Source organism: Paenibacillus sp. FSL R5-0636, assembly GCF_037974255.1.
Taxonomy (GTDB): domain Bacteria; phylum Bacillota; class Bacilli; order Paenibacillales; family Paenibacillaceae; genus Paenibacillus_AQ; species Paenibacillus_AQ odorifer.
The window spans coordinates 1,846,667-1,868,558 of record NZ_CP150232.1; the positions used below are offsets into that span (position 1 = coordinate 1,846,667).

A 21,892-nucleotide genomic window follows, 5' to 3' on the forward strand; every position below is an offset into this window, starting at 1 on the left:
TTTATTGCGCAGATGTCTATACCGATAGTATTAGTAATGAGCATAAAGTCGATAAGGAACCCAAACCTATAAATATGTCGTACATATAATAGTAAGGATCCATAGAAAGTTTATACTCCATTTGCCGACTTGCAGCGCTGTGCAAGTATTAATATGTAATAAATTGGTAATATATGGACTTATAAGCAACCCTACAGGTTAGGTGGGGAGCCATAGGATGGTGTTAATTCATGAGTAAAAATTATATAAATGCAGAATTGATGATGGAAGTCTATGAGGGTAAGGACTTAGGCTTGACGTATTCAACGGAGTACAGTGTCTTTAAAGTCTGGGCACCTACGGCTCTTGCTGTGTCCCTTGTCCTGTACGAAACAGGTGGTTATCAACTGAATAGTGAGTCACATAAGAGCGCTGTGGACAGTGGTCGGATTGTATATATGCAGCGTAGTAATGGCGGAGTCTGGCAGACCAAGTTATCAGGTGATCTAAAAGGGAAATATTATATGTACCGTGCTGTTTTTGCAGATGGTAATGTGACAGAAGCAGTAGATCCTTATGCAACAGCCGTATCAGCTAATGGTTTAAGATCGGCAATCGTTAATTTGCAGGATACGAATCCAGAACATTGGGATCAGGATGTAGCGCCTCCGTTACAGCATCCTGCCGACGCAGTGATTTATGAACTGCATGTTCGTGACTTTTCCTCACATGAGAGCTCTGGTATGTATTATAAGGGTAAATTCAAAGCATTTACCGAATTTGGATTAAAGGATCCGGCAGGAAATACAGTGGGGATTGATCATCTGGCTGAATTAGGGATTACCCATGTTCATCTGATGCCGGTATTTGATTTTCAGACCGTGGATGAGCTGAAGGTGGTTAATCGGGGTTCCTCCATAGCTAATGTGGACTACAATTGGGGGTATGATCCCCAGCATTATAATGTACCTGAAGGATCTTACAGCACCGATCCTGCCAATCCTGGCTTGCGGATCCGTGAATTTAAAGAGATGGTGCAGGCCTTGCACAGCCGCGGGATCGCGGTAATTATGGATGTCGTTTACAACCACACTTATGCTGTGGAGAATGGACCTTTTGAGCCGCTTGTACCAGATTATTTCTATCGCCGCGATTTTATGGGACGTTTGTCGAATGGCTCCGGGGTTGGCAATGAGCTGGCTACAGAACGTCCGATGGTCCGAAAATTTATTAAAGACTCCCTATCTTATTGGGCTGCGGAATATCATATCGATGGTTTCCGGTTTGATCTGATGGGTCTGATGGACAGTGTTACCATGCGGGAGATTACGGAAGAGCTCCGTCTAGAAGTGAATCCGAATCTGTTGCTTTACGGTGAACCTTGGACGGGTGGAGATTCTCCGCTGGCCACTAAAACGCTAAAAGGTGTACAACGGGGCAAGGGTTATGCTGTCTTCAACGATAACTTTCGTTCAGCGATCAAAGGGGATAGTGATGGCTTCGGAAGAGGGTTCGTGACAGGCGAATACGGCAAAGAAGGTGCTATTGCAGCCGGAATTAAAGGAGCAATTCATGAGTTTACGGACTCGCCTGTGGAATCTGTGAACTATGTAACTGCCCATGATAATTTGAATTTATGGGATAAGTTGCTTATCGTTCAAGGGGGGAGCCAGAAAGCTGATTTTCCGGTAATCGCCAACATGGATAACGAGGATCTGGAAGATGCAGTGGCCCTTGCCAATCCATACGTGAATGTAGATCCGGAGAACATTCTCGGTAATGAAACTGTACGTCGTTCCTTGCTTGCTAACGGAATTATTCTGACATCGCAAGGGATACCTTTCCTGCATGCTGGAGATGAGCTCCTGCGCAGTAAATTTGGGGATCATAACAGCTACCGCAGCGGTGACGCGATCAACTCGATCCGCTGGAATATGAAAAGCGTATTTAAGCCCGTATTTCAATATTATAAAGGCCTGATCGAGCTGCGGCGCACACATCCGGCATTTCGTCTGCATGGCCGCCAGGAAATTGAACGTTCGTTGGAATTTCTGCGATGTGATGGCGGAATAGTATCGTATCTTCTTAGAGGCCATGCAGGAGGCGATCTTTGGAACAATATAACCGTTATCTTCAATGCTAATAATGATCGAATGACGGTGGCTCTTCCTGAGATTTCTAACGGGTGGAGTATAGTAGTAGACCATACCCGTGCCGGGATAGAAGCCATCCGCAGAATCGAAGGCAATGAGGTAGAAGTGGAAGGGTTGTCGATGATGGTCCTTTATGATGAATGTGGTGAGCCAGCCCCACGCTCTAAAATCATCGAAATACACTATGAACGCCCTGATCAGAATTACCAAGGCTGGAATCTTTGGGTTTGGGATACAGGAATCCAGGATGGACAATGCGATTTCCGATATATGGAGAACGGGCGTGCAGTAGCCCGCATCGAAGTGCTGCCAGATACCCAATCCATCGGATATATTTTGCGGCTTAATGATTGGGAAGAAAAAGATGGAGACGGAGACCGCTTCATTGATTGTTCTACGAATGGAGAGTTAACCAAGGTCTTAGTTCGGGATCGTGATCAGGAGATTGATGGAATTTCAGAGGATCATCTTCGGTTAAGCAGTTAGTGGCAATACAAAAAAAGCTGTTTCAGGGTTGATTGTATCCTGAGACAGCTTTTTATTTGGTTTTATGGTTTTACAATGGTCTGGTCAGCAAACTCTTCGTCCACAAGCTCATAGTAAAGATTGGCTTTATTGCCACCATGGTCTTTGGAGCGGTACATCGCCAAATCGGCGGCACGCAGCAGTTCATTGATACTGCTTCCATGTTCAGGAAATAAAGCTACTCCGATACTCGCGGAGGTGTGGAAGCTGGACCCGTTATCAACAGACCAAGACTTATTGAACAGTTTAAGTAACCGCTGCAGCGTTTCATCAAGCATCTCTGGAGAAGTGAATCGATGCAGTACAACTGCGAATTCATCTCCGCCGATCCGGAAGGCCTGACCTATTCCTTTGACTGTATGCTGAAGTTCACGGGAGAGCAGCTGAAGAAATTCGTCTCCAGCCAGATGGCCTAAGGTATCATTTAGCTGCTTGAATCTGTCACAATCCAGCAGGGCCAGTGCAATTTTTTGCTTCCGTTCTTCGGGTTGTGTGATAAGGTTCTCCATATACATTTTGAAATGAGCCCTGTTGGGAATCGCTGTTAAATGATCATAGAAGGCTAGCTTATGTAGTCGTTCTTCGTATTGTTTTCGCTGGGTAATTTCTCGAGATAACAGCATGAATTGTGCTGGGAATTTACGGCTGCCGAGAACAGGTGACACCTTAGTTTCAAGCCATACCCATTGGCCTTCTGCTCCGCGCATGCGCAGTTCTGAAATGCGCGGGGTTCCCTGAACCACGCTCTTTAATTTAGCCCAGGCAATCTCCGGTTCACGTATGTAGTTGGATAACGGATCTCCTTTTTTAGGCACATAGCCTAGAATACTGGAGTGTGAGGGGGAAGCGTATAGAATCAACCCGTTAGGATCCGTCAAAATAATGAAATCAGACATGGTTTCACCGATTAGCTGATAAAGTGTTTGTTCTTCCAGCATTTCATTCTGGAGCCAGATGATTTTGCGTCCAAGGTAAATAATGACCAGGAGAAACACAAGTAAGAGGAGCGAATACAGGGAGAACAAAGCGCTTTTTTTATCCTTAAAACCGTCCGTTACTTGCAAGGCGTAGTTGCCAATCAAGTCCTCTGCTTGATCGAGATATGCTCTAGCTTCATTGAATTGCGAGTTTAGGGTGAGCGCAGAATATGAATCCGGATTCCAGCTACTCTTCGTCCGTTCCGTTATTAGCGTATGCCCTGAATTTTTCCACATGACAATGGTAGTTTCGAAGGAGCGCAGCTCGTTTTTTAATTCGGAAAGGATAATTCCACTTTGTTTCATATCACTGTAAGGTTTTTTTATAGCGTTGATATTTGCTCTTGCTAGACTTATTCGTTCCTGCGCTTGAAGATTATTATCTATAAACTCCGTAGTGAACTGTTCACCTTCTGCGGCTGTTAGGTTTGGATCCATTGCGATTTGCAAGGCTACAGCAGCTTGATGCAGATCACGATCGGCGCTCAGTATGAGCTTAGAGTTCTGATATATATCATCATAAAGAGAATCTGACAATCTATTAATAGTGTGATTTAAATAGAGTAGCGAGGACACGCTGATCCCGACCAGAAGGACGGAGATTGCAGCGAAGACATAGAATAGTTTGCGTGTTACCTTGAATTCGAAGAACCCTGCCACAGTCATCTTCTCCCTGTATAAGATGATTAAGTAAATCTATTGCTGCTTAAGTAGAACCTGCAGAAGTCAATCTATGGTCAGGCGTAATTTAAATCAGTCACTGATGTTTGAAGGTGCTTTTGGAATAAAAGAGGTATTGTATACATAGTGGAAAAACATAGGAAAATGTACGTGTGAGTAAATGGTAGTTTCTAGTATATCAAGTATATAGGACGTGCTGCTTATAGAGCAATCTTTACTCATAATAATCCAAAAGACAAAATTTAAAGTTTAATATATGGGCCTATTGAATTATCTATATTCAAACCGATGGATCCTATTACCCCACTCGATCATAAATGATACGGCTTACAGCTGCTGAAAAAAACTGCCCTTAGTCATAATGACTACAGGAAAGCTAATCATTCATTATTCGTTACGCAGTGCGTGAATGGGGTGAAGTCGTGCGGCTTTGTTCGCAGGCATCATTCCAAAAATCACGCCTGCCCGCCCCGATGCCAATCCAGCTTGTCAAAACGACAGATTTTGCATATAATAAAGAGACATATCTCTTGTAGTAAAGAGATACCTGACAATTAGCATGAATTGTGAAATGCAGTGATGGAGAAGAGTACACAGTGCCTGACTTACAGGGAGGAGACGCCGCGGATTGAGAGCGTTTCTAAGAAGCAGAGCTGTCGAAGTTCACTCCGGAGCAGTTCCCTGAATTCCTTAAGCTGTCTAATAGGGAAGGGTAGGGGATACCGGTCACAGACCGTTATTTCTGTATAAAGTGAGATAGGTATCTGTCCAGCCAAAAGAGGGAATGAAGCTCTTAAGGGGAACAGATCAGCTTGTCTAACAAGGGTGGTACCACGGTCTTTTCGTCCCTTACCGGGAGGAAAGGCCTTTTTTTGTTGAACTAGACAATGATTGAAGGGGGCTGTACACGGCCATGAAAGAGAAGTTGGAAGCATTGAAGGTTGAAGCGCTGGCTAAGCTGCAGGAGGTTATGGATCCGCAGGTACTAAATGATTTAAGAGTGAAGTATCTCGGTAAAAAAGGTGAGCTTACAGAGGTTCTGCGCGGTATGGGAGGACTTAGTGCTGAGGAGCGTCCGGTAATCGGGCAAGTGGCGAATCAGGTTCGCAGTGCTATTGAGGAGATTATCGGCGCGAAGCAGGAGGCTTTTCAAGAGCAGGAAACCCAGCAACGTTTGCAGGCTGAAAAAGTAGACGTAACCTTACCGGGTCGCCGTTTACAGCAAGGGGGCATTCACCCGCTTAGCAGAGTCGTACAGGAGATTGAGGATATTTTTATCGGCATGGGCTACCGTGTAGCTGAAGGTCCGGAAGTGGAGACCGATTATTATAACTTTGAAGCTCTAAATCTGCCTAAGAATCACCCGGCACGTGATATGCAGGATTCTTTCTATTTAACAGATGACCTGCTAATGCGCACTCAAACCTCGCCAGTACAGATTCGTACTATGCAGGCTATGAACGGTGAAGCTCCTGTTAAAATCATCTGTCCGGGTAAAGTATTCCGCCGTGATGATGATGATGCAACGCATTCCTTCCAGTTCCACCAAATCGAAGGTTTGGTCATTGGAAGTAACATTCGAATGAGTGATCTGAAGGGCACCCTGCAACAATTTGTGCAGGAGATGTTTGGACCGAATACAGGCATTCGTCTTCGTCCGAGCTTTTTCCCATTCACGGAGCCAAGTGTTGAAGTAGACGTAAGCTGCTTCAAATGTGGTGGCGATGGCTGCAGACTATGCAAGCAAAGTGGATGGTTAGAAATCCTTGGCGCAGGTATGGTACACCCGAATGTACTGAAAATGGGTGGCTATGATCCTGCTGAATACAGCGGCTTCGCCTTCGGAATGGGTGTAGAGCGGATTGCAATGCTTAAATACGGCATCGATGACATCCGTCATTTCTATAGTAATGATATGAGTTTTGTGAAGCAGTTCAAGGGCGTTTAGTTATTGTGGTGCGCTGGCTGTTAGTGGCTGGAGAATGGGTTTTGGAGCATCTGATTTCCTTGTAAGGACCGTCCTTAATAGTGTGTAGCTGAAATTGAGTGCACTTCATCCGTTCTCCCACAGGAAGCAGCACGAACGACAGTGAAATAAATACATCTGAAACATAAAGGAAGTGAGCGGATATGAAAGTATCAACCGGATGGTTGGCTGATTATACATCGATTGAAGGAGTAACCGCCGAACAGCTAGCGGAGAAGATTACCGCTGCCGGCATTGAGATTGACGGCGTAGAGCGCCGCAATAAAGGCATTTCCGGCATCGTAACCGGCTATGTGAAATCAAAGGAAAAACATCCTGATGCCGACAAGCTGAACGTATGTATCGTGGATGCGGGCCAAGATGAGGATCTACAAATCGTCTGCGGCGCAAAAAATGTAGCTGCAGGTCAAACTGTACCTGTAGCACTGGTCGGTGCTAAGCTGCCAGGACTGGATATCAAAAAAGCCAAGCTGCGCGGCGTCCTATCGCAAGGGATGATCTGCTCGGCCAAAGAATTGGGACTGAATGATAAATTGCTTCCAAAAGAGCAACAAGAAGGTATTCTTGTGCTGCCTGAAGGGACAGAGATTGGTCAGGATATTTCCAAGGTCCTCGGCTTAGATGACGAGATTCTGGAATTCGATCTGACTCCGAACCGTTCGGATTGCCTCAGTATGATTGGTGCTGCTTATGAAGTAAGTGCGATTCTTGGGCGTGAAGTTAAATTGCCTGATCCAAAAAGCGAAATTATTGAGATCAGTGGTCCTGCTGCGGATTCCATTTCCGTCAAGATTGAAGATGAAGAATACTGCAGCCATTATGCAGTTCGTTATATTGCAGGTGTTAAACCTGCACCATCACCGCTGTGGATTCAGAATCGTCTGATGGCTGCTGGGGTTCGTCCAATTAATAATATCGTGGACATTACCAATTACGTGATGCTGGAATATGGACAGCCGCTGCATGCTTTTGATGCAGATAAAGTGCAAGGTGGAGAACTCGGCGTTCGTCTTGCCCATGAAGGTGAAGTTTTGGTTACACTTGACGGTCAAGAGCGTAAGCTAGAGCCGCAAATGCTCGTTATCGCTGATGGAGTTAAAGCTGTAGGTCTGGCCGGAGTAATGGGTGGACGGGATACAGAGGTTACTGCTGAGACGGTAAACCTTGTTCTGGAATCTGCTAAGTTTGATGGTGGTACGATTCGTAAAACCTCGCGTCAATTGGGACTTCGCTCTGAAGCCTCCCTTCGTTTCGAGAAGGAAGTGGATCCAAGTGCAGTTATTCCTGCATTGAACCGTGCAGCAGTGCTGATTGCACGTTATGCTGGCGGATCGGTCCATGAAGGCATCGTGCAAGCAGGAACTGACGCTGTTCAAGAGAAGGTTCTCACCTTGTCCTTAGAGAAACTGAATCGTTATCTGGGAACGGATTTGTCCTTGCTGGAAGTGAAGACATTGTTTGGCCGTCTACACTTCAAATGCGGAGATACCGCACAAGGGCTGATTGAAGTTCAAGTCCCAACCAGACGTGGCGATATCAGCTATGATGTTGATCTTATTGAAGAAATTGCCCGCCTGTACGGATATGACAATATTCCAACGACTCTAATTGAAGGAATTACAACGCCAGGAGCACTAACTCACAAGCAAGCGCTCCGTCGTGAACTGCGCCGCTTATTGTCACATGGCGGTTACCAAGAGGTGATGGGTTACTCCTTCATCCAGCCGCAACAAAGCACAATGTTCCCTGCGTTATCAGAAGGAGCAGTAGCGGTGAAGCTGGCTATGCCGATGAGTGAAGAACGCAGCGTACTGCGTACCAGCCTTCTTCCGCAACTATTGGATATTGCCAGCTACAATACCAATCGTCGTCAAAGCGACTTGGCATTGTTTGAAATCGGCAACGTCTTCTTCACGGATGAAGAACAGCTGACTCGCCAACCACGCGAACTGCCAGTGCTGGGGCTGTTGCTTAGCGGAAGCTTAACAGTGAAGCAATGGAATGTTTCGGCACAGCCTGTGGACTTCTTTGATTTGAAGGGTGCGCTGGAAACGGTATTTGCTCATTTAGGGCTGACTGATAAAATCGTCTATGTGGGAGACAGTCCAGAAGGATTTCATCCTGGGCGTTCCGCATCGGTATATTTACTCGGGAACGAGGGCCGTGTGAAGATCGGAACGATGGGGCAGATTCATCCGGATCTGCAAAGACAGCTGGATCTGGTGGATACTTATGCGGCAGAAATTTTATTGCAGCCGTTATATGAAAGTGCGCAAAGCCGTTTGCAATATAATGAGCTTCCGCGTTTCCCGGGAATGGAACGGGATATTGCTGTGGTCGTGGATTCCGCTGTACCAGCGGGCGATCTGCTGGCTTCCATCCGTGATAACGGAGGTACTTTGCTCCAGTCCGTACAGGTATTTGACGTGTACACTGGCGGTAAGCTGGAGAGTGGAAAGAAGAGCATCGCGATCTCACTGCTGTATCGTCATAGTGAACATACACTGACTGATGAAGAAGTAGGAGAGGTGCATGAGAGGGTATTAGCATCTCTTCAACAAACTTTTGGTGCAGAATTAAGAAAGTAGCAGGAATTGTGTAAAGCCGCAGCGAATCCATTTAGAAACTGAGATTCGCTGCGGTTTTTTCTAGGTAGAGTGCAAAGCGGAGAATATCAGCCATAATCTATTGAATATTAGGGATTTTGCCAAATGCTTACCAAAAAAGCTACAATAGAAGAAGTGAAACTAGCTTAGAATCCGCACACATACAAAGGAGGGCACAACTGTGGCTATGGACCGGACACGTGTCGCCGTGGAGATATACGGAACTTCCTATAAACTCGTCGGAAGCAGTACTGAATATATGAAACAAGTGGCCCGTTATGTTGATGAACATATGCGCACGATTTCTAAATCTCACACCAGACTGGACACACCGCGTATAGCGGTGCTTGCAGCTGTACATATGGCGGAGCAGGCTATTCAGGTTCAGGACTTCAAAAATGAACTAAACATGATGACAGGTGAACGCAGTGAACTGCGATTGGAAGTATCTCGCCTGCTGGAGGTACAGCGGGAGCGGCAAGAAGAAATTGAGCGACTTGAAGCTGCGGCCAAAGAAGAGGCTGGGCGACTGATTGCTGCTGCTGAGGAAGAACGTAAGCGGCATTTGGAGATTCAGGAGAATGAACGCAAGGTACATGCGGAGCAGCTTCAGGAGGCAGTGCAAGCTGTGGAAGTTGCACGCAAGAAGCTGGAAGAAGAATTGCTTGAGCGCGAGATAGAGCTGCAAGAACTGCGGACAAGCTACGAAGAAGAGCGGGCAGCTAGTCGTGAACAACAGCGGCAGGAACTGGCGAAGGCGGAAGCCATCCGCTTGCAGCAGCTGGAGGAGCAGAAGGCTGCTCATCTGCAAGAGCTGGAGAACATCCGAGAGACGCTGACCAAGGAGAAGACAGACACGCTGTCTGCTCTGCAGCTTGAGCTGACCGAGACCAAGTCAACACTGGAGGAAGAGCTTGAGGTTACCAAGTCTACATTAGGTAAAGAACTCGAAGATACCAGATTGACGCTGGGTAAGGAGCTTGAGGATACCAAGTTGACCTTAGGTAAAGAGCTTGAGAGTACCAAAGCGAAGTTGGGCAAAGAGCTGGCGGAAGAACGTGAAGCACTGCAGCGGGAGCAAACCAAGAATAAGGAACTGCGGCAGTCACAAGGCACTCAAGAGCATAGACATAAGCAAAGCATTCAAGAGCTGGAGAAACAGCTGGCGGAGCTTCGTGGTGGGACCGGGCAACTTCAGTCCAGATTACGGGCGGCTGAAGCCAGTCTTAAGAGTGAGCGAGATGCAAGACAGACGCTGCTTGGACAATATGAAGCGATTGTTAAACGTGAAGAACAGCTCAGTGAAGAGCTGCGCACGGCTACTGAGCTGGGCACACTGTTGAATGAGGAGCTGGAAGAGTTACGCCAGCGTTATCAACAGTCACAGAATGAAGCGACAGAGCTAAGAGCGTCTCTACAGGAGACGAGTGAGAATCTGCACCGTGTTCAGGAAGAACTTGCGGGATCAGCAGCAGAGGCGGCTAACTGGCAGGAGCTTTCGGATAAACGTATGGAAGATATTGGTGAACTGGAAATGAATCTGCTGGAGTCTGAGGAGAAATCCGTGTTGCTTCAGAAAGAGATCGACACGCTACGTGGGCAAGCCGATGGATTAGTACAGCAGCTGGATCAGGAGGTTCGGCTTCGTACAGATGCAGAACGCGAAACAGCGGCACTTCGGGAGCAAGGTGTGCAGGTTCAGAAGGAGCTGTCTGCGCTTCGTGTGCGTTATGAGGAATTGATTGCTCAATACGATGATGTACTGCAAGAAGGAGAACGCCTGCAGGAAAGATATCAACTGCTGCAGGAAGAAGGCGAAGAGGCAACACGACGCTTAGAAGAGCTGTCTGAAGCTAGTCGTGAAGCCGCTGCTACTGTTGCTGAGCAACAGGAAGTGCTGAAGGAAGCAGAGGCGTACGGAGCTTCTTGGAAGCACAAGTACGAGGAGCTATCCGATCGGCAGCTGCAGTGGACGGATCTCGAAGCGAAGCTGCGCGAGGAGATCGACATTTGGCAGCAGGAAGCCGGCGAGGCTGAGATGAAGCAGGAAGCTATTGATCGTGAACGTAGCGAGGTGCTTCAGCAGTTAGGTGAAGTTGGTGAAAGCTATGAAATGGTTCAAGGACAGCTTCGTTTGTTGCAGGTCCAGTTTGAAATGCGTCAGGAAGAGCTTGACAAGCTTACGGACGAGCATCGTAACCTTAAAGAGGAATATGCCAAGCTGCAAAATGAATATAATGAATGGATTCAACTGATCGAGCAGGACAGTTGAATGCCGGATGCAAGTAAGAGGGCTGACCTGATGAGTAGAGAGATCTATTTCGGGTCAGCACTCTTTATTAATGAGCTCAGATTAAAAAAACAGCCGATATCAGGGAGAATCCCTAATAATCGGCTGTTTATGTGTAATCTATTCCACGATGATAGTAGCTCTCATTCCGCTATGTCCGGAGCCACACATAATGGAACAGGTCATTTCGAAAGTTCCAGCTTCCTCTGGTACGATCACCTTTGAGGATTTTTTTTCATTAAGCTGCAGCTCGAACTCAGGAATAAGGATACCGTGATTGCCGTCATCATTTTTAAAAATGATTTTGACGGGCACACCCTTTTTTAGATGATATTCTTCCTGATCAAAGCTGTAATTCGTAGCTGTAATTATGAGTTCTGTTTCTGCCTCGATCTCCGGCTCCGATGTGTTAGCATTGCCAGCAGCACTATCATTGCTGTTCCCACAGGCTGTAAGTGCTATAACGAACACCATTGAAAGTAGAATTGCAAATTTTTTAATGATCTAAATCCCCTCCCAAGAAGTCCAAGCATAGTGAAAATGTGACAATTATGTAGACATCATAACTTAAAATTTAAGAAAGCGCTTTGATTAAATGTGAAAAATCTGTGAACAGGCAGACTGTTCAAACTTTGTCGTAAATTGCAAAAAAATGATGAAAATATAACTAAAATTTATTATAATGAAAGCTATTACATTAACGTCTAAAAGTAGGGGATACATATTACAAGTATTAACGATGCGCTAAGTACGGAGGTTTGGCACCGTAGAATCTTAAAAGGCTATTGGATGGTAGTCATTCTTTTATTAATCTCACGGTTGCTGTTTTTGTCGAATATTGACCGACTCCAAATAAAAACAACAATGGACACGAACCTGTGGCATTTATTTATAGCCTGTAATTTACTAATTGTGGTCCTTATGATTACTGCGGAGCTGTGGCTGCGTTATAGTAAACAGTCCCCTAAATATGGGGTGGTTAGCTGTGGTTTTTTAGTGTCCTACCTTATGTATTTTGTATTAGAGCCTTTTGTTGACGGTGCTCAGATGACACTTATGATGCCGATTATGGTTGCTCTTATTTATTTTGATCGTAAGCTCCTGTACATAATGGGGTTATTTAGTATTGTGTTTTATGCTGGGGTATATTTTGGGTTGGAACGGCCATTCCTACATAAACCGCTGCTTGAATTCTTGATGGTAGAGTGTGTATTTTTGGTATTTGTGCTGATGGCTATTGCAGTAATTATTCGTGCTCGTGAAGCGCGTATAAATTTAGAGAGATTAACGAAGGCGGGCCAAGATCTAATGGTGGAGAGGGCTATTTCGGATAAGCTGCTGAAGATTGACGCACTTACTGGACTCTATAATCATAAAACCTTTCATGAATATTTGGATTCATTATTGGAGCAATGTGAAAGCAACAACCTTCAACTGCAGCTGGCTCTTTTCGATATTGATAACTTCAAGCAAGTGAATGATACCTACGGACACAGGGTTGGAGACCTTGTGCTTAAGGTGATAGCGGACAAGGTAGGCGGTATGATTGAATTAAATGATTTTGCGGCTAGGTATGGCGGGGAAGAGTTCGCTGTGATTTTTACAGATAAAAGTTTCTCGGAGTCCTATGAAGCAGTAGAAAAATTACGGAAAAATATTGCTCAAATTGAACATTTGCAGGCTGGGAACAAGCCGATCACCGTTAGCATTGGAATTTGTGATTATCAGCTTGGGGATGGGAAAGAGCTTCTCTTCCGTAAAACAGACAAGGCGCTTTATACCGCTAAAAAGCAAGGCAAGAACAGAGTGGTCAACTGTGCTGAAAGTCATAAAGAGGAGATTGTGTCTTTTGCATAAAAACAACACAGAACCCCTTATTGCCGGAGAAGAACCGGGAATAAGGGGTTCTGTGTAGTGAAGAGCTTTTGTTACTTAGCGGCCTCAAATGGAGTGGATACCGGCAGGAACAAGTCGATAATCCCAATGACCAGAGCTGCTAAAATGGCACCCAGAATGGATACGCTGACTCCGCTGACTACGAATTGAGCGACCCAGATAACTACCGCACTGACAATAAAGCCGACGATACCGCGACCGAAAGGCGTTGCTTTTTTGCCGAAGATTCCTTCGACTACCCAGCCGAGTAGCGCAATCACCAGTGCAAGGATTAGAGCGCTCCAGAACCCACCAACCGTGAACTGTGGAACAATCCAGCCAACAACCATCAGAACAAGCGCTGCGACCACAAAACGACCAACATGACTTAAGAAATTCACTGTACTAACCTCCTTTGGCCCATGCTAAGGATATGTGCAGTTCTTATTGTGACCTTATTACGTGATTCTATGCTTAATAATAAGACCCAAATAGCGAAATTGACCTGAATTCTGTATAATGGAAACATCTATGAAGGGAGCTGTGACTGTAATTGGACGACAAAATTTTGCATACGCTTGAATATCGCAAGATTTTAAATAAATTAATGCAATATACGCAAACCCCCATGGGGAGATTGGCTGCTGAGCAGCTAAGACCCTCCGGCGATTTCGAAGGCGTGAAGAAGCTGCTTCAAGCCACGGATGAAGCGGCTAATGTGGATCGCCTGAAGGGTATTCCTTCGTTCGGCGGGGTAAGCGATATTCGAGCTGCACTAAAACGTGCGTCTATAGGCGGAATGCTGGGAACAACTGAGCTGCTGGCCGTTGGAAATACCATTGGCGGCGCACGCAGAGTCAAACGTTTCCTGGCAGCTATGCATGAGGAAGAAAAGATTGAGCTCCTGTTCTCACTGAGCGACGTTTTATCGGAGCAAAAACATGTGGAAGATGCCATCCGCTTATGTATAGACGAGAATGCTGATGTACTTGATACAGCTAGTTCTGAGCTGGCTAACATTCGCCGTGAATTGCGCGGAGGAGAGACCAGAATTCGTGAGAAGCTGGATTCGATGATTCGTTCGTCTTCAGTAGCGAAAATGCTGCAGGATCAGCTGGTAACCATTCGTGGTGATCGGTTTGTTATTCCTGTAAAAGCGGAGTACCGTGCCCATTTCGGCGGTATCGTACATGATCAGTCTGGATCAGGAGCGACTTTATTTATCGAGCCAGAGTCTATTGTGGCGATGAATAATAAACTTCGTGAAACACGGCTGCGCGAGGAACGGGAAATTGAGATCATTTTACACAGGCTGACGGCACTTGTAGCCGACATTGCGGAAGAAATGACCTACGATATTGATATTCTGGGAGAACTGGACTTCATCTTCTCCAAGGCGCGTCTTGCTCGTGATATGAAGGCTACTCAGCCGCGCATGAATGACCGCGGTTATCTTAAGCTGCGCAAAGGGCGGCATCCGCTTATTCCAGCGGAGCATGTGGTTCCTTTGGACGTGGAGCTGGGCAATCAATACAGCTCAATTATCGTAACCGGACCGAATACCGGTGGTAAGACCGTTACCCTCAAAACCATCGGCTTGTTAAGCTTAATGTCGATGTCCGGCTTGTTTATTCCAGCAGAGGAAGGCAGCCAGATGTGTGTATTTGATGCCATTTATGCTGATATTGGCGATGAACAGAGCATTGAGCAAAGTCTGAGTACCTTCTCTAGTCATATGACTAATATTATCTCCATTCTGCGTAGAATGACTCCTAAGAGCCTTATTCTGCTTGATGAAGTGGGTGCTGGAACCGACCCGGCAGAAGGCTCTGCGCTGGCAATTGCCATTCTGGAGCATATTCACCGGATCGAATGCCGGATGGTCGCAACAACACATTATAGCGAATTGAAAGCTTACGCTTATGAGCGTAAGGGAGTCATCAATGCCAGTATGGAATTTGATGTCCAGACCCTTAGCCCAACCTATCGCTTGTTGATCGGCGTACCGGGACGAAGCAACGCCTTTGCGATTGCTGAGCGTCTAGGCCTGCCTCATGCGATTCTGGAGCATGCCCGCGGTGAAGTGAAGGAAGAAGATCTGCGCGTGGAGCATATGATTGCTTCTCTCGAAGAGAATCGGCTGGGAGCGGAACAGGAGCATGAACGTGCAGAGGGCATCCGCCGTGAAGTGGAGGAGCTGCGCAGCAGACAACAGCAAGAGCTTGAGAAGCTGGAAAGCCAGCGCGAGAAACGCCTCGAGAAGGCAGAGAAGGACGCCAGCGCGATCCTGGACAAAGCGCGTAAGGAAGCTGAGGAAATTATCAGTGATTTGCGCCGCTTGGCTATGGAAGAAGGAGCTTCAGTTAAAGAGCATAAGCTGATTGAAGCGCGGCGACGTCTGGATGAAGCTGAGCCATCACCGCGCAAGAAGGCTGCTACCCGCAAGACTGCCAAGGCCCCACGGACAATTGGTCCTGGAGATGAAGTGAGAGTCGACAGCTTGAACCAAAAGGGCTTTGTGGTGGAGCTAAGCGGTACTAAAGAGGCGCTGGTGCAGTTTGGCATTATGAAGATGAAGGTAAGGCTGGATGATTTGGAATTGCTCTCCTCGAAGGCAACAGCTGCGCCAACGGCCCTTCGCCATGCGACAACCGTCAAACGTTCCCGTGATGAGAACATTCGCAGTGAACTGGATTTGCGCGGCACTAACCTGGAGGAAGCTATCATGGAGACAGATCGTTTTATCGATGAAGCCTTTTTAGGTAATCTGGGCCAAATCGCCATCATTCATGGTAAAGGAACGGGTGTGCTGCGCACAGGAATTCAGGAATATTTGCGTAAGCACAAGCATGTGAAGAGTTATCGGCTCGGGAATTATAACGAAGGCGGCGCGGGCGTAACTGTGGCTGAGCTGCAATAGCGGGATTTCCCGGCAGAAAGAAGGGGAAAGCGTGCAAGAAGATATTGATCTTTTGCTGGGTCATCCGCTAGGTGCCTTGCTTGGCTACTTCGCAGTGGCGATTCTTGGGCTAGTTGTATTTCTGTCTTTTTTTGAAATGGTAACGAAATATAATTGCTGGGAAGAAATACGTAAGGGAAACCTGGCAGTGGCAATGGCCACAGGTGGTAAAATCTTCGGGATTTGCAACGTACTGCGTTTCAGCATTGAAGCTGGTGTTTCAATTTATGAGACCATGAAGTGGTCCGTCGTCGGTTTTTTGCTGCTGCTGCTTGCCTATTTTTTATTTGAATTTCTGACCCCTGTATTCTCTATTGACGAGGAGATCGCTGCGGATAACCGTGCTGTTGGACTTATTGCCATGCTGATCTCGGTATCGTTGTCTTATGTAATTGGTGCGGCTATTTTTTAAATCCGTCCTTATAAGGACACCCTGCAAAGGATTATGATCTGGACAAGCTTTGAAATGAGCAGTCCCACTCTTTGTGGGGTATCTTAGGAGGAAATCATGAAGATTCTCACCCGAGTTCTGTTTCTGTCAGCGATTGCTTTTATAGCAGCCGGTATTATTTATTTAATGATGAATTAAATTTAAAAGTGAAAGTATGAAGGAGATTAAAAAGATGGAAACAACTGTATGCCCTTGGTGTCATACTGAAATTGTATGGGATGAGGAATTTGGACCTGAGGAGAATTGTCCTCACTGTAACAATGAGCTTAGCGGATACCGCACGGTCACTGTTGGGATTGACGGCATCGAAGAAGAAGAAGTAGAGGAAGTCGTAGAAGAACCCAAACAAGAGGTTGTTAATGACGATGATCTTTGGGGAGAGCCTGATAAAGACAGCGTAGTTCCAATTTATAATACGCTTAATCAATTCGGCGATGATTATGATTTGAACAAGTACGAAGAGAGTGTTTCAGCTATTCTAGCCATTCAGGAGGAGGCTCCGGAATGTACTCAATGCCATGAGCTTACGATCCTTGCGGGTAAGCAGCCTGTGAGCAGCTTTGAGCCGTCTGCTCCAGCAACATTAGGTAAATCGGTATTAACCGCTCCATTCTCACTCAATGTTTACGTGTGTCCTTCATGCTTCCATGTTCAGCACAGTCTGGCACAGGAAGATCGTATTCAGCTCGTACGCAATTTGAGCAACGCTCAGGCGTAAGGTTAAGCATATAAAAAAAGGGGCTGTCCCATAAGCTTATAGCTGCTGGGGCGTGCTCCTTTTTTTGGACCTTACTTGACCGTTGTCGAAATCGTGCGTATATGTAATCACTGACGGATGCGCATAGTAACCCGCAAACGGACACAGCCGACCTTAAGCGCCACATTATTCGATATTTGGAATGCTATCGGACTCCAGTGCAGCTATTGGTCTGAAAAACGCCTAAATATGGGCCTCTTTCCAAGGATAGTATCACTGGAGTCCGAAACCTTGTTTTAAAGGCTAAAAACATGTAAATAACGTCAATTGAGTCCGCAAGCTCCATGGAATGATGGATTTACGATTAAAGCAGGCAAAATTAAAAGCAGGATTGTCCCAAAAGCCGTGAGAGGCTACGTGGGAGAGTCCCTTTTTTATTTTCTATGTTAATCAGCTTTGTTTCATCACGTCCAAATTCTTAGAAGGAGAGGGTTTGGCTGACCGGGTGAGTGAGAATAAATCTAACTCAGGCCGATGTTTGCCGGCAATCGTATCCGTTAACAACTCCGCAGCGATCATACTGTACACAGTCCCATTGCCTCCGTAGCCCTCGATGAAATAACAGTGAGGGAATTTTGGATGGGGGCCGATATATGGAAGTCCATCACGAGTAGAACCGAACACAGCACCCCAGGAGTACTCCAGCTCAATGCCTTTGATTTCTGGAAATAAGGCCTCAAGCTCCTCAAGTAATTTTTGACCTTGAGAGATTACCCGGACCTCACGACGTTCAGGGTCTGTCAGCTGCTCATCCTTGCCTCCCGCAATAATCCTGCCTTCAGGAGTTGTCCGAAAATATAAATAAGGGCGGGCTGTCTCCCACAGCAGGCTACGCTCATGCCATTTTGGAAGATCCTTTAAAGGTTTGGTCATCACTGCATACGTGTTGATCAGCTCAGCGCCCCGGTCTTTTTTGAACTCTTGTGTTTCATAACCCATTGCAAAAATAACATCCTTGGCAATAATCCGGCCATTTTCTGTGTGGCAAATCACGCCATCCTTAGTAAACTCATAATGTTTCGCTTCGCTCTGTTCAAAGACGCGTACACCATTCGACGCTGCCTTGGCGATTAAGCTGTGCACCGTTCGATAAGGATTCGCTTCGGCATCCCCACGTGAATAAAGTCCTGCTGGTTTTGAAAAAGAGTATAGAGCTGCAATCTTTTCCTCTTCCCAGAATTCAGAATCGAAACCGTTAGCTGCGAGATTCTCATATTCTTCCCGCAATGCAGGCACATCCTCTGATGTGCTGGCATATAAAAGACTGCTGCGTGGAATGATCTGTGGATCGATATCGAGCTTGTCCGGCAGGTCCAGAATGTTCCTAACCCCAGCTTGGCATAACTGATAAAAGAGCAAACCGTTCTTTTGCCCAAAAGTGTTCATACATGAGGTTAAAGATTTATCGTTGGAAATTTGCAGGAGCCCTGTGTTAGCATGCGAGCTGCCGCTACCGACCCGTTTTTTTTCAATCAGAACAGCATCCGCTCCACTTAAGGACAAACGATAGGAAGCCATTGCTCCACCCATTCCCGCGCCTACAACCAGACAATCACAATGAATAGTACCTTCTAGAGTGGGGTAAGTCGGAGGGTTCTGTAAAGTGCTAGACCAAGGTGTGTTTCCACTATTTAAATTCATGAATTGTTCGCTCCTTCATTCGTGCCGTGATTAGTATTGGCGGCAATTTATCGACTCATTCGCAGCGTGTTCTTATTTCTGTCATAACTCTCTAGTGCTTTTCGGCAAATAAATAGCGCGCTTAAGCGGCATACTAATGCCTGTTTGAATCAACTACAAGGAGGGACTACAACAAATGCAATCAACGCAAATGCAAGCGCTAAGTGGTAAAGAATTGGAATATATCGCTGACTCCATCTCCAATGAGGACTTGCTTCTTAAGCAATGTGCAGCAACGGCTGCGACAACACAGAATCAACAGGTTCGTCAAATTTGTATGCAGCATATGCAAAATCACACCAAGCACATGACTGAGCTCACTCAGTTAATCCAACAACATCAACAATACGCGCCAACAAGCCCACAATAATTGCAATATTAATTCTAAGGAGGTTATTTAATGAACGCGCAAAATACTGGAGCATTTATGCCGGATGAGGATTTACTAAACACCATTTTGTGTGATTTGAAGCGGACCGTACGCGAATATGCTACAGCTGCTACAGAATCAGCATGTCCAGCGGTTCGTAGGGTTTTTAATACTATGACCATGGACACACTGCAACTCCAAGGTGATTTATACACGCATATGTCTCAATTGAATATGTATCCTGCACCTGCAAAAGCATTGCGCCAAGATGTGGACAAGCAGCTTCAAACCGCACAGCAAATGCAACAGCAAACAGGGCAATTCGTTCAACAAAAAACAGGGCAATTTGGCGCATCCGCTCAGAATGCTCATATTCCGGCTAACGGACAACATCAGCCTTCTCATTTAATGTAACCATGATGGTTGGCGAATGAAGCAAATCGCTTCATGTGTGTGGAGCTAACGCCCGTTTTTACTGGTTAAATCCGGTAGAACGGGCGTTTTTTCTATATTTTTGAGTATGCTCTATATAAACTCAGCCTTTCATGGGAGCTCCTATAGGGTTATTTTGTTTGCAGAGATGCACATTTCATGTCATATTAGTATTAAACTCTTTTCGCGGGGCGACGCATTAATAGCGTACCGTCATTAGCGAACTATCCGGAGGGAAGGCATGAAGGAAATGAACGAGCTTAAGAGGAAAGTGCTGGAACTGCTTAAGGAAGACGCGAGAAGATCTACTGCACTCTTGGCAACGCTGCTTGGCGCGGAGGAAGAAGATGTGAAGACTGCGATTGAGCAGTTGGAGAAAGATCATGTCATTGTAAAATATGCTGCCGTTGTAAACTGGGATAAAGTGGACGATGAGAAGGTAACCGCACTGATTGAGGTGCAGATTACGCCTGAACGAGGGCGTGGTTTTGAAGGAATTGCCGAGCGAATCTACCTGTATCCACAGGTCAAATCAGTTTATCTGATGTCTGGTGCTTATGATCTTCTGGTGGAAGTGGAAGGCCGGAATTTACGTGAAGTGGCCAATTTCGTATCTGAGAAGCTGTCTCCAATCGATTCAGTACTTTCAACCAAAACGAATTTTACCCTTAAAAAATACAAACAGGACGGGATCATCTTCGAAGAGCATGAAGAAGACAACCGTCTGATGATCTCTCCATAAAGGAAGTAATCATATGATCACGAATAAATCGCAGCTAACTGGAGAAGACAGCAAATCAATGGATTCTTATTTGGCCCCGTTGGTACAGCAAATTCAACCTTCGGGTATCCGCAAGTTTTTTGATCTGGCTGCAGGTAGCAAGGATATCATCTCTCTGGGAGTCGGAGAGCCTGATTTTAAGACCCCCTGGCATGTCAGAGAGGCTTGTGTCTATTCGCTGGAAAGAGGGTTTACAGGGTATACATCCAATGCAGGGATGCCTGAACTGCGGGAAGGGATCGCAAATTACTTACACAGCCGTTTTGCTGTGGAATATGATCCTGCCAATCAAATTATTGCAACCGTTGGCGGAAGTGAGGCCATCGACTTGGCGCTACGTGCGCTGATTTCACCGGGGGATGAAATTCTGATTCCGGAGCCTTGTTATATCTCTTACTCGCCGATTACCGCGATTGGTGGAGGGATACCTGTAGGTATTGAAACGGTTGGTGAGAATAACTTTAAACTTACTGCGGAAAGCCTGGAAGCCAAAATCACTCCGCGCTCCAAGGTTCTGATTTTGTGTTACCCAAGTAACCCTACGGGAAGTGTAATGACCCGAGAAGATTGGGAGCCGATTGCTAAGGTAGTAGAGAAACATGATCTTATAGTGATTTCAGATGAGATTTATGCAGAGTTGTCTTATGGCATTAATCACGTCAGCTTTGCCTCTTTACCAGGCATGATAGACCGTACGATTCTGGTTAGCGGCTTCTCCAAAGCTTTTGCAATGACCGGATGGCGGATGGGTTATGCTTGTGGTCACCCGGATCTTATCGCTGCAATGCTTAAGATTCACCAGTACACTGTGATGTGTGCTCCTTCTATGGGACAGGTGGCTGCACTTGAAGCGCTGACCAATGGTATGGAAGAGAAGGACCGGATGGTAGATTCCTATAATCAACGGCGGAGGTTGGTCGTCAAAGGCCTACGCGATGCGGGGCTGGAGTGCCATGAGCCGCAGGGCGCCTTCTACGCTTTCCCAAGCGTGCGCAAGACAGGGCTGACTTCTGATCAATTTGCTCAGCGGCTTTTGCTTGAATACAAGGTTGCAGCTGTGCCTGGAAGTGTCTTTGGATTAGGTGGAGAAGGTTACTTGCGCTGTTCCTACGCCACATCAGTATCCCAACTGAACGAAGCAGTAGAACGCATTGGTGCTTTTGTCACAAAGCTTACACGTGAGAGAACGGATTAGTGAAAATTGAACTATAGCCGATCATACAATCCTATGGTATTATTTTACTTTGAGAGTAATTAGCCCCTATAATAGAACTTACAAGGATCCATTTACTCTGGAACTAAGCGTTGCTTTGAAGTTGCTTTATTTAACTTTTATGCTATTTTGCAGCACGCGCTCAATAATACTTTTGGGAGGGATGATTGTGCTTA

General features: G+C 46.1%; 16 protein-coding genes and 1 other annotated feature. Of the genes, 12 read left to right on the top strand and 4 right to left on the bottom strand.

The window, feature by feature from the left end; all coding sequences use genetic code 11:
- The first annotated feature begins 230 nt into the window (after window positions 1–230).
- Window positions 231–2,618, top strand: a complete 2,388-nt coding sequence (gene pulA, locus MKX34_RS08015; protein ID WP_076297603.1) for a type I pullulanase — start codon at window positions 231–233, stop codon at window positions 2,616–2,618.
- A 62-nt stretch (window positions 2,619–2,680) separates the two neighbouring features.
- Here pulA and MKX34_RS08020 read toward each other — a convergent pair whose 3' ends face one another.
- Entirely contained in the window at window positions 2,681–4,300 is a 1,620-nt protein-coding gene (locus tag MKX34_RS08020) for a sensor domain-containing diguanylate cyclase (protein ID WP_081384069.1), read from the bottom strand.
- A 582-nt stretch (window positions 4,301–4,882) separates the two neighbouring features.
- Window positions 4,883–5,168, top strand: a binding site (T-box leader).
- A 60-nt stretch (window positions 5,169–5,228) separates the two neighbouring features.
- On the opposite strand from MKX34_RS08020, the gene pheS reads away from it, so the two are divergent.
- The 3 genes from pheS (at window position 5,229) to MKX34_RS08035 (ending at window position 11,180) form a co-directional block, all read left to right on the top strand.
- A complete protein-coding gene (gene pheS, locus MKX34_RS08025) occupies window positions 5,229–6,263 on the top strand; it encodes a phenylalanine--tRNA ligase subunit alpha (protein WP_038569531.1) in 1,035 nt (344 codons plus the stop codon).
- Window positions 6,264–6,445: 182 nt separating this feature from the next.
- Complete coding sequence (pheT, locus tag MKX34_RS08030; RefSeq protein WP_076297601.1) at window positions 6,446–8,890, top strand: phenylalanine--tRNA ligase subunit beta; 2,445 nt, start codon at window positions 6,446–6,448, stop codon at window positions 8,888–8,890.
- 205 nt (window positions 8,891–9,095) lie between these two features.
- On the top strand, window positions 9,096–11,180 hold the full coding sequence (locus tag MKX34_RS08035) for a hypothetical protein (protein WP_326047078.1): 2,085 nt from the start codon (window positions 9,096–9,098) through the stop codon (window positions 11,178–11,180).
- Between the two features lie 138 nt (window positions 11,181–11,318).
- Here the strand turns inward: MKX34_RS08035 and MKX34_RS08040 are convergent, their stop codons facing one another.
- On the bottom strand, window positions 11,319–11,672 hold the full coding sequence (locus MKX34_RS08040; protein ID WP_235219496.1) for a cupredoxin domain-containing protein: 354 nt from the start codon (window positions 11,670–11,672) through the stop codon (window positions 11,319–11,321).
- 315 nt (window positions 11,673–11,987) lie between these two features.
- Here MKX34_RS08040 and MKX34_RS08045 point away from each other — a divergent pair, with 315 nt between their 5' ends.
- Window positions 11,988–13,055 (top strand): GGDEF domain-containing protein, encoded by a 1,068-nt coding sequence (locus tag MKX34_RS08045; protein ID WP_076297600.1) that lies wholly within the window; start codon window positions 11,988–11,990, stop codon window positions 13,053–13,055.
- A 71-nt stretch (window positions 13,056–13,126) separates the two neighbouring features.
- Here MKX34_RS08045 and MKX34_RS08050 read toward each other — a convergent pair whose 3' ends face one another.
- Entirely contained in the window at window positions 13,127–13,474 is a 348-nt protein-coding gene (locus MKX34_RS08050; protein ID WP_036683548.1) for a phage holin family protein, read from the bottom strand.
- Window positions 13,475–13,626: 152 nt separating this feature from the next.
- On the opposite strand from MKX34_RS08050, the gene MKX34_RS08055 reads away from it, so the two are divergent.
- From MKX34_RS08055 to MKX34_RS08065, 3 genes are all read left to right on the top strand, one after another.
- A complete protein-coding gene (locus tag MKX34_RS08055; protein ID WP_076297599.1) occupies window positions 13,627–15,993 on the top strand; it encodes an endonuclease MutS2 in 2,367 nt (788 codons plus the stop codon).
- A gap of 31 nt (window positions 15,994–16,024) precedes the next feature.
- Window positions 16,025–16,444 (top strand): DUF350 domain-containing protein, encoded by a 420-nt coding sequence (locus MKX34_RS08060; protein ID WP_036683543.1) that lies wholly within the window; start codon window positions 16,025–16,027, stop codon window positions 16,442–16,444.
- Between the two features lie 211 nt (window positions 16,445–16,655).
- On the top strand, window positions 16,656–17,201 hold the full coding sequence (locus MKX34_RS08065; protein ID WP_051491295.1) for a hypothetical protein: 546 nt from the start codon (window positions 16,656–16,658) through the stop codon (window positions 17,199–17,201).
- Between the two features lie 429 nt (window positions 17,202–17,630).
- On the opposite strand, the gene MKX34_RS08070 is transcribed toward MKX34_RS08065, so the two are convergent.
- A complete protein-coding gene (locus MKX34_RS08070; protein WP_076297598.1) occupies window positions 17,631–18,881 on the bottom strand; it encodes an FAD-dependent oxidoreductase in 1,251 nt (416 codons plus the stop codon).
- Between the two features lie 175 nt (window positions 18,882–19,056).
- On the opposite strand from MKX34_RS08070, the gene MKX34_RS08075 reads away from it, so the two are divergent.
- The 4 genes from MKX34_RS08075 to MKX34_RS08090 all read left to right on the top strand — a co-directional run bounded on the left by MKX34_RS08075 (window position 19,057) and on the right by MKX34_RS08090 (window position 21,698).
- On the top strand, window positions 19,057–19,290 hold the full coding sequence (locus MKX34_RS08075) for a spore coat protein (RefSeq protein WP_036683535.1): 234 nt from the start codon (window positions 19,057–19,059) through the stop codon (window positions 19,288–19,290).
- A gap of 30 nt (window positions 19,291–19,320) precedes the next feature.
- Window positions 19,321–19,704, top strand: a complete 384-nt coding sequence (locus tag MKX34_RS08080; protein WP_036683532.1) for a spore coat protein — start codon at window positions 19,321–19,323, stop codon at window positions 19,702–19,704.
- 259 nt (window positions 19,705–19,963) lie between these two features.
- Complete coding sequence (locus tag MKX34_RS08085; protein ID WP_036683529.1) at window positions 19,964–20,464, top strand: Lrp/AsnC family transcriptional regulator; 501 nt, start codon at window positions 19,964–19,966, stop codon at window positions 20,462–20,464.
- Window positions 20,465–20,477: 13 nt separating this feature from the next.
- A complete protein-coding gene (locus MKX34_RS08090) occupies window positions 20,478–21,698 on the top strand; it encodes an aminotransferase class I/II-fold pyridoxal phosphate-dependent enzyme (protein ID WP_076297597.1) in 1,221 nt (406 codons plus the stop codon).
- Window positions 21,699–21,892 lie beyond the last annotated feature (194 nt).

What these genes read in the sequence shown, in the direction of transcription:
- MKX34_RS08035 (WP_326047078.1), top strand. Translation starts at nt 9,096, where the DNA reads ATGGACCGGACACGTGTCGCCGTGGAGATATACGGAACTTCCTATAAA.
- pheT (WP_076297601.1), top strand. Translation starts at nt 6,446, where the DNA reads ATGAAAGTATCAACCGGATGGTTGGCTGATTATACATCGATTGAAGGA.
- MKX34_RS08090 (WP_076297597.1), top strand. Translation starts at nt 20,478, where the DNA reads ATGATCACGAATAAATCGCAGCTAACTGGAGAAGACAGCAAATCAATG.
- MKX34_RS08040 (WP_235219496.1), bottom strand. Translation starts at nt 11,672, where the DNA reads ATGGTGTTCGTTATAGCACTTACAGCCTGTGGGAACAGCAATGATAGT.
- pulA (WP_076297603.1), top strand. Translation starts at nt 231, where the DNA reads ATGAGTAAAAATTATATAAATGCAGAATTGATGATGGAAGTCTATGAG.
- MKX34_RS08045 (WP_076297600.1), top strand. Translation starts at nt 11,988, where the DNA reads ATGGTAGTCATTCTTTTATTAATCTCACGGTTGCTGTTTTTGTCGAAT.
- MKX34_RS08020 (WP_081384069.1), bottom strand. Translation starts at nt 4,300, where the DNA reads ATGACTGTGGCAGGGTTCTTCGAATTCAAGGTAACACGCAAACTATTC.
- MKX34_RS08065 (WP_051491295.1), top strand. Translation starts at nt 16,656, where the DNA reads ATGGAAACAACTGTATGCCCTTGGTGTCATACTGAAATTGTATGGGAT.
- MKX34_RS08080 (WP_036683532.1), top strand. Translation starts at nt 19,321, where the DNA reads ATGAACGCGCAAAATACTGGAGCATTTATGCCGGATGAGGATTTACTA.
- pheS (WP_038569531.1), top strand. Translation starts at nt 5,229, where the DNA reads ATGAAAGAGAAGTTGGAAGCATTGAAGGTTGAAGCGCTGGCTAAGCTG.
- MKX34_RS08075 (WP_036683535.1), top strand. Translation starts at nt 19,057, where the DNA reads ATGCAATCAACGCAAATGCAAGCGCTAAGTGGTAAAGAATTGGAATAT.
- MKX34_RS08085 (WP_036683529.1), top strand. Translation starts at nt 19,964, where the DNA reads ATGAAGGAAATGAACGAGCTTAAGAGGAAAGTGCTGGAACTGCTTAAG.
- MKX34_RS08070 (WP_076297598.1), bottom strand. Translation starts at nt 18,881, where the DNA reads ATGAATTTAAATAGTGGAAACACACCTTGGTCTAGCACTTTACAGAAC.